The sequence below is a fragment of the Streptomyces sp. B21-105 genome (genome assembly GCF_036898465.1).
Lineage (GTDB): Bacteria > Actinomycetota > Actinomycetes > Streptomycetales > Streptomycetaceae > Streptomyces.
Window position 1 is genome coordinate 2,507,112 of the sequence record NZ_JARUMJ010000001.1, and the last position, 11,591, is coordinate 2,518,702.

The following is an 11,591-nucleotide window of genomic DNA, read 5'->3' on the forward strand; positions in this document are numbered from 1 at the left end:
GGACGGCCGGCGCGGCACGGGGGGCGCCGCAAGTCCCGGCCCTTCATTGTCGCCGGGCCGCCAGGGGCCCGCATCTCAACTCCGGCGGCTCATGGGCAAAGAGTGGCTCATGGGCAAAGAAGCCCGGCGCGTCCCCGCCGTGAGCGGTTCGCCGGCGCGGAAGCCGGCGCCCGGTCTGGGCGTCAGCCGCCCCAGGCCGGGTGACGCGGGTCGTCCGCGCGGACGAGTACGTCCGCGGTGGCGGCGGGGTCGGTCTCCTGGGCGTACCGCTCGAAGGCGGGGAGCGTCCAGTGGTCGGTTTCGGGGGTGCGGCGGCGCAGTGCGGCCGGTGAGAGGAGGGCGTGGACCGTCAGATCGAAGGGGAACCAATGCCGCAGGAGAAGGGGACCGTGCAGCAACAGGAAGCCCCCCGGGGGCAGTGCGACGTAGCCGCTGCGGGTGGCGCGGTCGGTGACGGGGTCCCGCAGGTCGGGCAGGATCCGCCCGTTCCCGTCGGCCTCGAGCGGGTTGAACACCTCGCGCCACAGCGCGCCGGTGTCGAACCAGCCGTCGAGGTAGGCGTCGACGTCGTGGTGGCCGTACTCCAGGCGGAGGGAGGCCGGGCGCAGGAAGCCGTGCGTGTCCACGACGCACGATGGCCGGCCGCGGGTACGCAGCGCTTCCGCGACGCGCTCGGCGAGATCTCCGGGGCGGGCCGCCGGCGCGCCGTCGAAGGCGATGCGGCGCCAGGGGCTGCCGTCGTCCGGTTCCAGGTCGAGCAGGCGCTCGGTGAGGAGGTCGCCGAGCCGTTCCCAGGTGATCGCTTCGAGTCGCACACGGCCATCATGCGTCAGGCGCTCGCCGCGGCGGCCTGCGGGGAGTCTGGGGAGTCTTTGGACGCGCTCTCCGGACGGGGTCTGCAGAGGGCGGTCTTCGAGGGGTCGGCGGCGGGACCGCGGGGCAGGCGGCGGGCGGGGTGCCACCGCGGCGAGGAGGGGGAATGAACCCCTCATGGCAACCACAGCCCTCCCGGCCCCTGCTCCCGGATCCGGGCCCGAGTCCAGGTCCCTTTCCGAGTCCGCGTCCGAGTCCGAGCCAAGGTCCGGTTCCGAGTCCAGGCCCGGACCCGGATCGGGAACCGGAATCGGAATCGGCATCGGGTCCGGCCTTCTGGTCGTCCAGCCGCTGCGGCGGAAGCACTGCGCCGGTTGCCAAGGCGGGCCGCTGTCGATGCTGGTCCTGGAGGACGCCGCACCGCGCTGCCTCGACTGCGCCGACCTCGGGCACATGGTGTTCCTGCCGCGCGGCGACACGGCGCTGACCCGCAGGTCACGGGAGGAGAGCGGGCTGTCGGTGGTGGTCGTCCGGTTCAACCGGCGCAGGGGACGGTACGAACGACAGGGCGTCCTGGTCGAGGAGGTGGCGCTCACCCGCGCCGAGGAACGGTGCCTGGCGGACGCGGAGGCCCGGCGCCGGCGCCGGGCGCGCGACGCCCGGCTGCGGTCGGCGCAGGACGCGCACTTCGCGGAGGCGTTCGCGGCGGAGATCCTGCGGCTGTTCCCGGGCTGTCCGGCCGACCGGGCGCGTGGGATCGCCGCGCATGCCTCGCTGCGCGGCAGCGGCCGGGTCGGCCGCAGCGCCGCCGGGCGGGCCCTGTCCGAGGCAGCGGTCGTCTTCGCGGTCAGGGCGTCCGTCCGGCACCTGGACACCCCGTACGACCGGCTGCTGATGAGCGGCGTGCCACGGTACGAGGCACGCCGCCGGATCGCGGCGGACGTGGAGACGCTGATCCGCGCGTGGGGCGGGGATCGGAACGTACGGACGGCACGGGACGGAACCGCGGCACAGAGGACGGTTGCGTAGCGCGCGGCGGTACGGGCAGGATCACGCTCGACGGGTGGGAGTTGACGTTGCCATGATCGAGGGACCGTACGTGGTGCTCGCGGTGCTGGGCGTACTGACGACGGGACTGATGGCCGGGGTCTTCTGCGCCTTCTCCGTCCTGGTGATGCGAGGGCTCGCCGCGTTGCCGCCCGCGCAGGGCCTCGCCGCGATGAACGCGATCAACGCCTCGGCGATGACACCGGTGTTCATGGTCCTGTTCCTCGGCTCCGCGGCCCTGTGCGCGGTGATCACCGTGGTGACGTTCGTACTGTGGCCGGACCACGGGACCGCACGCCTGCTGGTGGGCAGCGCGCTGTATCTGTGCGGCGCGTTCGGGGTGACCGTCGTGGCGAACGTGCCGCGCAACGAGGCGCTGAAACGGAAGGGGCCGGGCACGCCGGAGGCCGTCGCGTACTGGCCCGTCTACGTGCGTGAGTGGACGCGGTGGAACCATGTGCGCACGCTGGCGTCGGCGGCCGCGGCGGCCGCGTACCTGCTCGTCCTGGTCTGACCGAAGTCCCCCTGTCCTGCCCCTCTGCGTGCGGGGCCGGCAGAACGTATCGTGGCCGAGAGAGTGCCGCCCGACGACGCTCGGCCTGTCGTACGCGTACGCAAGGGGCACGCCATGGCCGATCCCAAGGGATTCATGACCACACCGCGCCGGGACTGGCCCCGTCGGCCGGTCGCCGAACGGGTCGCGGACTGGGACGAGGTGTACGTCCCCGGGGCGCTGCTGCCCCTCATCGGCAAGCAGGCCGACCGGTGCATGGACTGCGGCGTACCGTTCTGCCACGAGGCGTGTCCGCTCGGCAATCTGATCCCGGAGTGGAACGACCTGGTGTCGCGGGAGGACTGGCGGGCGGCCGGCGAGCGCCTGCACGCGACGAACAACTTCCCCGAGTTCACCGGCCGGTTGTGTCCGGCGCCGTGCGAGGCGGGTTGCGTCCTGGCCATCAACCAGCCCGCCGTCACCATCAAGAACGTCGAGGCGGCCATCGCCGACCGGGCCTGGGCCGACGGTCTGACGCCGCCGCGTCCGCCGGACCGGCTTTCGGGGAAGACGGTGGCGGTGATCGGCTCCGGGCCCACCGGACTGGCCGCGGCGCAGCAGTTGACCCGGGTCGGGCACACGGTCGCCGTCTACGAGAAGGACGACCGCGTCGGCGGGCTGATGCGGTACGGCATTCCCGCGTTCAAGATGGAGAAGCGCCATCTCGAACGGCGGATCGAGCAGATGCGGGCCGAAGGCACGAAGTTCCGTACGTCGACGACCGTCGGGCGGGACGTCATGGCCGCGGATCTGCGGTCCCGCTACGACGCCGTGGTGATCGCCACCGGGGCGACCGAGTGGCGCGAACTGCACGTTCCCGGCCGGGAGTTGACCGGCATACAGCAGGCGATGGAGTATCTGCCGCTGGCCAACCGGGTGTGCGAGGGGGATCTGGAGACGTCCCCGATGTCCGCCGCCGGGAAACACGTCGTCATCGTCGGCGGTGGCGACACGGGCGCCGACTGCCTGGGCACGGCGGTGCGCGAGGGCGCCGCGTCCGTGACCCAGCTGGACATCTACGCGCAGCCCGGCGCGGAGCGCGACGAGGACGCGGACCCCTGGCCGACGTATCCGAAGATCTACCGGCTCTCGGCGGCGCACGAGGAGGCGCGCGATCTGGAGTCCGCGCCGGCCGCGGACGCGGACGCCCGGCTGTTCGCCGCGTCCACGCTCCGCTTCTCCGGCGACGAGACCGGCCACGTGCGGTCCCTGCACCTCACCGAGGTGGACGCGCGCCGCAGGCCGGTGCCGGGCACGGCCCGCGCGCTCCGCGCCGACCTGGTGCTGCTCGCCCTCGGTTTCTCCGGACCCGACCGGGAGGACGGGCTCGTCGAACAGCTCGGGCTGGCCCTGGAGCCGCGCGGGACGATCGCGAGGGACGCCGACTTCGCGACGAACGTCCCCGGTGTCTTCGCCGCGGGGGACGCGGCACGCGGCCAGTCGCTGATCGTGTGGGCCATCGCCGAGGGGCGGGCGGTGGCGGCGGCGGTCGACCGCCGTCTGACGGGGAGTTCCCGGCTGCCGGCGCCGATCGGCCCGTACGACCGGCCGATGAGCGTCTAGGAGACGGGCCGCCGCGCACGCCCGCGCCGGCGCGGAACGCCGGCGCGCCAGGCGGGCAGAACTCCGGCGCGCAGACGCGCGGACTCCGACGAGCAGACGCGCGGGACGCCTTGGGAGCGAACCGACCGAAGCCGAGACGGACCGGGGAAAGACTGCCGGTAGGGTGCATCCTCATGGCAGATTCATGGGTCAATTCCGCACAGTTGATCGGCGCGGACCTGCATCTGGAGCTGTCCGGGCCGGGCGGGCGGCGAGCCGCGCTGATGCGGGCGCTGCGCGAGGCCGTGCGCAGTGGACGGCTCACCCCGGGCACCCGTCTGCCCCCCTACCGTTCGCTCGCCGCCGACCTCGGCGTCGCACGCAACACGGTGGCCGACGCGTACGCGGAACTGGTCGCGGAAGGCTGGCTGACCGCCCGGCAGGGTTCCGGCACCCGGGTGGCCGACCGGGCCGAGCCGCCGCGCCGCTCCGAGCGCGTGGCCGTCAAGGCGCCCGCACGCGTGCGCGGCCCCCGTCACGATCTGCGGCAGGGCGTTCCAGACGCGTCGTCGTTCCCGCGAGCGGCATGGCTGGCCTCCTACCGGCGTGCCCTCCAGCAGGCGCCCACCGAGGCGTTCGGGCCCGGCGACCCCGCCGGACGCCGGGAACTGCGGGAGGCCCTGACCGAGTACCTGGCACGCGCGCGTGGCGTGCGCACCGTGCCCGAGCGCCTTGTGATCTGCTCGGGCTTCGCTCACGCACTGCGTGTGCTGTTCACCCCGGGCGGCGGGGTGCTGCGCGGTCCGCTGGCCGTGGAGGCCTACGGGCTGGGCTTCCACCGGGAGCTGCTGGCGTCGGCGGGCGTACGGACGTCGCCCCTGCCCCTGGACGGGGACGGGGCGTGCGTCGACGGACTGGGGCGTGAGCGTGCGGTACTGCTCACCCCGGCGCACCAGTTCCCGACCGGCGGCCCGCTGCACGCCAACCGCCGGGCGGCAGTAATCGACTGGGCACGCGCGCGTGGCGGCGTCGTCCTGGAGGACGACTACGACGGGGAGTTCCGCTACGACCGCAAGCCGGTCGGGGCGGTGCAGGGACTCGATCCCGAGCGGGTGATCTACATCGGCTCGGTCAGCAAGAGCCTGTCGCCCGCGCTGCGCCTCGGATGGATGGCGCTGCCCGAGCGGTACGTGGACGGGGTCCTCGCGGCCAAGGGCGAGCGGGAGGCGTGGGCGAGCGTGCTGGACCAGCTCAGCCTGGCCGACCTCATCGCGTCCGGGTCGTACGACCGTCATGTACGTCGTATGCGGCAGCGTTACCGCAGTCGCCGGGACCGGCTGGTCGAGGCGCTCGCCGCGCAGGCGCCGCACGTCGAGGTCACCGGGGTGGCGGCCGGTCTCCACGCGGTGCTGCGGCTGCCGGCGGGCACCGAGCGGTCGGCGCTGAAGGCCGCCGCCCGGCAGGGCGTCGCGCTGGACGGTCTGGCCGCCTTCCGTCATCCGGCCACGGACATGACGGCGCCGGACGGGCTCGTCGTCGGATACGCGACGCCGCCCGACCACGCCTACGGGGCGGCGCTGGACGCGCTGTGCCAGGGCCTCCCGCCAAACCCGTGACGGCGCCCCGCCCACGGACGGGTCACGGCCGACGGCCGAGTCACGGCGAGCCGTCGGACGCCCTGGGGGAGGGCCGGCATCTGCCCGGCCGGGTCCGGTCCGGTCCGTCCAGTCTGTCCGGTCCGGACCCGTCGGGTCATGAGGCTCCCCGTAAGCGTCTGACGCGGTCGATGAGGATCAATTCAGTGCCAAAGTTAGGAAGTCGAGCGAAGGAAAAGGCAATCGACAGACGTCCACGGCATCGCCGAAACGTCATGGCAAGTCACCGCAAGTCACTTCACGACAACAGGAAGTCCGCCTCTCCCGCCTTCGCTCCCTCGATGAAGGCCGTCATCTCGTCGGTGGTGTAGATCAACGCCGGACCGTCCGGGTCGGTGGACTGACGGACGGCGATCCGGCCGTCGGCGAGCTTCATCGCCTCCAGGCAGTTCCCGCCGTTCCCGCCGCTCCACGGCTTGTGCCAGCCTTCACTGCCCAAGTCCTGCGCGGGCATGCCGTTGTAGACCCGTTTGCGCGGCTTGATGCGATCCATTCACAACTCCTTGCGGAGATCCCGGAGGATCTCCTTCGTGCGATGTGCTGTAGCGGCCTGCGCCGCCATGCGGTCCATGACCTCGAGGTGGGTCGCCACCTCGGTACGCGCGTCGAGATAGACCGCGCCGGTCAGGTACTCGCTGTAGACCATGTCCGGAAGCTCCGGCATGGCGAATCGGAAGAGCACGAAGGGCCCGTACGTGCCCGGGTGCGGCCCGCTCGCGAACGGGGCGACCTGCAACGTCACGTTCGGCAGCTCCGCGGCCTCGAGCAGTTTGCCGATCTGCGCGCGCATCACCTCCGGGCCGCCCGCCGGGCGGCGCAGGACGGTCTCGTCCATCACGACCCACAACCGGGGCGCGTCCTCGCGGGTGAGCAGATCCTGGCGTTGTATGCGCAGCGCGACGAGGCGCTCGATGTCCTCCGGCCGGGTCTGGCCGATCGCGCCGGACCGCAGAACCCCACGCGCGTAGTCCTCGGTCTGGAGCAGTCCGGGAACGAAGTGGGGCTCGTACTGGCGGATGAGAGCCGCCGCGCCCTCAAGACTGACGTGCATCGAGAACCAGCCGGGCAGGACGTCGTGGAAGCGCTGCCACCAGCCCGGCTTGTTGGCGTCCTCGGCGAGCTGGACGAAACCCTCGGCCTCCTCGTCGGTGACCCCGTAGGCCTTCAGCAGCAGCTGAAGGTACGGAATCTTGAGGCTGACCTCGGCCATCTCCATGCGGCGGACCGTGGCGGGCGCGACGCGCAGAATGCCGGCGGCCTCCTCGCGCTTGAGCCCGGCGCGTTCCCGCAGGTCCAGCAGACGCCGACCGAGGACGACCTGTCCGACCGTCGGCGCGGACCGCGGTTCGCTCACGCTCCACCTCCACGAAGAGCCCGGCCGGTCACGCGGGGCCCCACGAGCCCCGACCCGGCCGGTCCACGAAAAGAATCCCGACAGCCCTACGGCGCCGCTCGAGGCATGTCCGAAGGCCTGCACGGATGAGTACGGGTCTCCGGCGATCCCGACCGGCGCCGTTCTACGTGCTGTTGCGGAGCAGTGTGCCACGGCCCTCCACCGCGTCACACGGCACTCTGCATTTTTCAGAGTGACACTTGCCAAGTGTTCACGGCGGGGCGATAGTGGCAAGCGTGATTCCGTCCGCGCCCTTAGGAACAGACGCCGCCGCAGGCCGCCCCCAGGGTCTCGGTGCCAGCGCGGGAGCAGGCCCCGACCAGGCTGCTGCCGAGCGCCGGTTCCGATTCGAGCTGGCCGCCCACCCGGGTTCCCCCGCCCAGGCCAGACGCCTGACGAGGGCCCGGCTCACGGGCTGGTCGGTCTGCGAGGACACCTGCGACACCGCCGTCCTGGTCGTCTCCGAACTGGTCACCAACGCGATCGTGCACACCGCGAGCGACATCGTCGTCTGCGAGCTGCACGACGGCGACGACCTGGTCCGCATAGCCGTGCGCGACCAGGGCTGCGCCCCCGGTGAGCCGCATCCCTCTCCGCAGCGGCCCGAGGAGGAGCACGGGCGCGGACTGATCCTGGTCGAGGCCGTCTGCCACTCCTGGGGCGCCCAGGAACACGGGCCCGGCCTGCTGGTCTGGGCCGACCTGCCGCGCAAGGCCGACGTCCCCCGCGACCCGGCCGAACCCCTCAACAGCCTCGGCGTCGACGCCGCCGCGTCGCACCCCTGCGACCTCGGTGACCTCCTCGACACCCAGGACGAGTTCCACGACGGCCCCACGCGGCCGTCCGCCGTCCCGCCCGGGCCGCGCAACGACCTCGGCTGGGGCGCCCGCCCGAAGCCGGGGCCGGCCGACGACCCGGCCGACGACGACGAGCCCGCCGAACAGCGACTCCACACGACGACCGGCCCGGCGGCGGTCGCCCCCGCGCAGGCGCGCCCGCATCCCGCGTCCGGCGGCACCGGCGTCCTGGCCGCCCGCGTCGCACCGCAGTGGCACCGCGCGGCCGACCACAACGCCGCCGAGGGCCGCGACGCCCGACACCGCTGGGCGGCCGGTCACGCCGCGGCCGCACTCCCGCACCCCCTCCCCCACCCCCACCCGCTCGAGCCCGGCCGCGAGCGGGGAAGGACGTGAACCCCGCCCCCGGCCGGGCCCCCGTGCTCACCCTCGACACACTGGTGCGCCTGCAACGCGGACCGTGCGGTCCGCCCACTGCCGCACCCCCGCCCCGGCTCGCCCTCCCGGAGGGCATGACCGCCCCGTTGGGCTGTGACGCCGTCTCGGTCCCCGCCCGCCTGGGCCCGCTGCTGATGTCACGCCTGCCGCGCCTGGGCTGTGTCTACGCCGACCAGGCGCACTGGTGGTGGATGGTCCCGTCGGACTCCGACTACGCGGTGGAATGGCCCGCGCCCGCGCACTACGCCACGGGCGCGCTCCTCACGGGCTCCCCGCAGGTCCCCGCTCTCATCCACCGACCGGACGGCACCCTTCCCTACACCCCGCCGATCCCGCTCTACCTGGCCCTGTGCCGCCTCACGGACTCGACGCCCGTCTGGTCGCGGCCGATCAGCGCCTGAGCGACACCGTCCGAACCCTCCGGCGAGCGGCCGTCGTCGCCGCCGTCCCCGGAGCACGCCCGCGCGTCCTGTCTCCCTCCTCCTGCGCCCTGCCCACGAGGCTCCTCGTCCCGCGATAGTGGCCGTCGTCCGCGACGCGATCGGGGAGGCCGGCGGTGGGGCAGGCACGACAGGCGGGAAACGGACGTCCGACGGAGAAGGAGCGACAGCCGGAACGGGAGGGTCAGGACGCGGAGCAGGACGCGGGGGCAGGACGCACGTCCCGACGACCGTGACGTGTCTCAGAAGGAACTCTGTGATGCGCCGGTCCGTATCCGCGTCCCTGCCTCGTCACCGTCGGGTTGTCTCGGTCTTCGCCCAGGTGAACGTGTGCGAGATCGCCGGGCTGAGGCTGGCCGAGGGGGCGATGCGCCCGCGATTCGAGCAGGATCGCTGGGTGTTCTCCGGTCTGGTGGACTCGCACCGGATGATCACCGAGCGCGAGCAAATCTGGGACTTCACCGAGATCATCAATCCGCAGTGGCGGGTCGTGGCCAAGGAGATCCTGTTGGCGATGCTGGCCCCGCAGTACGAGGCGGTGCTGGAGTGCGCGCATGCGCTGCGGGCGGCTCGCTCCCCTCGGACTCTCAACGGCTTCCTGGAGAAGTACATCGAGTGGTTCAACTGGCTTACAGAGAAAGGCATTACCTCTCTGCGTGGCGTCTCGCAGGAACTGTGTAAGCGCTATCTGGAGGAACGCTCATGGAGCGTTCCTCGCCTGGGGCGGCCCCGACGACGTCTGGAGCCGTACTCGGGGTTCGTACCGTGGAAGGGGAAGACCTCCACCCAGGTCGTCGGCTACAAGTCGAAGGGGCCGAACCTGACACCTCCCGTGCCGGACTCCATGCTGCAACCGTTGCTGGCCACCTGCCTGCACCTGGTCAACGAGGTGGGGCCGCATCTCGTAGATCTGATGGAGACGGTGCGTGCCGACAGAGCGGCCCTTCCGACGTCGGGCGGCGTGACGCTCGCGCAGCTCCCCGCTCTGCGGCAGGTCCTGGAGCGCATGCGGACATCGGGTGCGCCCCTGCCGGCAGTCGATGACGCTCAGCTGCGCAAGCGGACCACGCTGGGAGAAGAGGGCCCGCTGAAGCATCTGGGCTGGGAAGCCCTCGCCCGCACGGTCGGCGCCCGGAGATTCGGGGACGACGCGCGGCAGGCTCTGATCCCAGAGCTGACCGCGCTGGCCGCCGAGGTCGGCTTCCAGCCGCCGCTGGCCAGACAGGCCGCGGTAATCCCGCGTGTGGTCGACGGCGAGCTCGTGCCATGGACGCTGCCGCTGGCCGACGGTGATCTCTTCTTCATGGTCGATCACGCAGTGACGGCCTGTCTGGTGGTGACCTGCGCACTCAGTGGGATGCGGACCAGTGAACTGTTGGAGCTCGAAGCTGGCTGCCGACTCGCCGCCGTGGCGACGCCCGGGGGCGGCCGTCGGTTCCGGCTCGCCAGCCGCCTGATCAAGGGGCAGAAGTTCGGAGGCGTCCCAGACGAGTGGGTGGTCATCGAGCAGGTGGACCACGCGGTGGCCCTTGCCGAACTGCTGGTGCACCGGCCAGCCGGTGAGGCGCTGTTCTGCACCATCGACCTGGCCGGCCGGTTGAAGAATCTGCGCGGCTGGCTGGAGCGGACCGGCAACCGGGAACGCTGGGGCTTGCCGGTCATTCCCCAAGGTCCGCTCAGCGCCCGGATGTTGCGCCGGACGCTGTCCCTGGCCATCGCAGAACGGCCCGGCGGCCTCCTGGCGGCGAAGATCGCCCTCAAGCACATCTCCGTGGCCACCACGGAAGGCTATGCCGCTCGCCCCGGCGGCTCCCAGCGACTGTTCCATGCCGAGGTCGAGGAAGCTGAGGAGGCCCATCACGTGCAGCTGACGGTGGAGGCATTCCGGGATGTCCAGGCGGGCCGGATGCCCGCCGGTCCGGGTGCGCGGAGCCTGATCGAGGCGTTCCACCACGTGGACGCTCAGTTGAAGAACGCGGCCCGTACGGACCCGAAGATCCTCAAGGACGACCGTCACCTGGAGGGACTCCTGCGCAAGCAGGCCAGGACACTCCACGTCGGGCCCGCCAACTTCTGCTGGTTCCGCGACCCGTCCAAAGCCCTATGCCTGCGCCTGGCCGGCACGCCTAATGCCACGAAGCCGCTGGTAGGGATGTGTGACTCGGCGCGCTGCCCGCAGGCCACCCACCATCCGTGTCACCGTCCCGTGTGGGCCGGGCAGGCCACCGCCATCGACGTGTTCATAGTCCCCGGGTCGCCAAGGGCGAGAAGGCGCGGCTGACCCCCGAACGCGACCGCGCCCTGCGAGTAGTCGCCGAGATCGACGCCGCCCAGACCGTTTCCATTGGAGAGGACTGAGATGGCCCGGCTCACCGAGGAATCCAAGACCCACGACGAGGCCGCGATCCGAGCCGCCATGGAACGGATCCTGAAGGGAGATCTCCCACCCGGCGGCAAGGCCGACCTGAAGACCCTCGCCGCCCTGGCCGGCGTGACCCGCACCGGCTTCTATCCCAAGAAGAACCGCGACGGAACCACCCGGCCCGGGGCCTACCAGCACCTCGCCGAGGAGTTCGAACGCAGGTTGAACGAACTCCGCGACGCCGGAGAGATCGTCGATCCCCGGATCGCGCAGATTGAACGACTCAAGGCACGAAATGCCGAGCTCAAATCGCGCATCGTCACCCGCGACGAGCAGATCGCGCAGCTCACCGAGTTCAGAAACCTGGCGATCTCTCGCCTTGCCGCTCAGCACGACGAGATCGAGCGTCTGCGCAGGCAAGTCACCGACAACGGCGTCGTACGACGGCTGCCAGAAGCCACGAACCACATCGCGCCCTTCGGCTCGTGTAGTTAGAAGTCATCTCATTTGGCTAGGTAAGCTGCCGCTCGTGGCAGGGATCGTTGAGCGGC

Annotated in this window: 10 protein-coding genes and 1 pseudogene; 8 read left to right on the top strand and 3 right to left on the bottom strand. The window is 71.8% G+C overall.

The genetic code is table 11. The features are described 5' to 3' along the window. Nucleotides 1–182 precede the first annotated feature (182 nt). Nucleotides 183–815 (bottom strand): nucleoside/nucleotide kinase family protein, encoded by a 633-nt coding sequence (locus QA802_RS11320; protein WP_334520781.1) that lies wholly within the window; start codon nucleotides 813–815, stop codon nucleotides 183–185. A 394-nt stretch (nucleotides 816–1,209) separates the two neighbouring features. Between QA802_RS11320 and QA802_RS11325 the strand changes: the two genes are divergently transcribed. The 4 genes from QA802_RS11325 (at nucleotide 1,210) to pdxR (ending at nucleotide 5,571) form a co-directional block, all read left to right on the top strand. Next, complete coding sequence (locus tag QA802_RS11325) at nucleotides 1,210–1,842, top strand: DUF2293 domain-containing protein (protein ID WP_334520784.1); 633 nt, start codon at nucleotides 1,210–1,212, stop codon at nucleotides 1,840–1,842. A 52-nt stretch (nucleotides 1,843–1,894) separates the two neighbouring features. After that, nucleotides 1,895–2,374, top strand: a complete 480-nt coding sequence (locus QA802_RS11330; RefSeq protein WP_334520787.1) for an anthrone oxygenase family protein — start codon at nucleotides 1,895–1,897, stop codon at nucleotides 2,372–2,374. A gap of 114 nt (nucleotides 2,375–2,488) precedes the next feature. Then, nucleotides 2,489–3,976, top strand: coding sequence for a glutamate synthase subunit beta (locus QA802_RS11335; protein WP_334520789.1), 1,488 nt, complete (start codon nucleotides 2,489–2,491; stop codon nucleotides 3,974–3,976). A gap of 173 nt (nucleotides 3,977–4,149) precedes the next feature. Next, nucleotides 4,150–5,571, top strand: a complete 1,422-nt coding sequence (gene pdxR, locus QA802_RS11340) for a MocR-like pyridoxine biosynthesis transcription factor PdxR (RefSeq protein ID WP_334520792.1) — start codon at nucleotides 4,150–4,152, stop codon at nucleotides 5,569–5,571. A 277-nt stretch (nucleotides 5,572–5,848) separates the two neighbouring features. Here the strand turns inward: pdxR and QA802_RS11345 are convergent, their stop codons facing one another. Continuing rightward, nucleotides 5,849–6,103, bottom strand: a complete 255-nt coding sequence (locus tag QA802_RS11345) for a DUF397 domain-containing protein (RefSeq protein ID WP_319167382.1) — start codon at nucleotides 6,101–6,103, stop codon at nucleotides 5,849–5,851. Then, complete coding sequence (locus QA802_RS11350) at nucleotides 6,104–6,964, bottom strand: Sco1979 family transcriptional regulator (RefSeq protein WP_334520795.1); 861 nt, start codon at nucleotides 6,962–6,964, stop codon at nucleotides 6,104–6,106. Between the two features lie 266 nt (nucleotides 6,965–7,230). Between QA802_RS11350 and QA802_RS11355 the strand changes: the two are divergent. The 4 genes and pseudogenes from QA802_RS11355 to QA802_RS11370 form a co-directional block, all read left to right on the top strand. Continuing rightward, a pseudogene (locus tag QA802_RS11355) lies at nucleotides 7,231–7,932 on the top strand (ATP-binding protein); the annotation flags it as partial. A 260-nt stretch (nucleotides 7,933–8,192) separates the two neighbouring features. Beyond that, nucleotides 8,193–8,639 carry a hypothetical protein gene (locus QA802_RS11360; protein ID WP_334520798.1) on the top strand — a complete coding sequence of 149 codons (447 nt, stop codon included), beginning with the start codon at nucleotides 8,193–8,195 and terminating at the stop codon, nucleotides 8,637–8,639. Between the two features lie 298 nt (nucleotides 8,640–8,937). After that, nucleotides 8,938–10,959, top strand: a complete 2,022-nt coding sequence (locus tag QA802_RS11365) for an integrase (protein WP_334520800.1) — start codon at nucleotides 8,938–8,940, stop codon at nucleotides 10,957–10,959. 78 nt (nucleotides 10,960–11,037) lie between these two features. Further along, nucleotides 11,038–11,535, top strand: coding sequence for a PilN family protein (locus QA802_RS11370; protein ID WP_334520803.1), 498 nt, complete (start codon nucleotides 11,038–11,040; stop codon nucleotides 11,533–11,535). Nucleotides 11,536–11,591 lie beyond the last annotated feature (56 nt).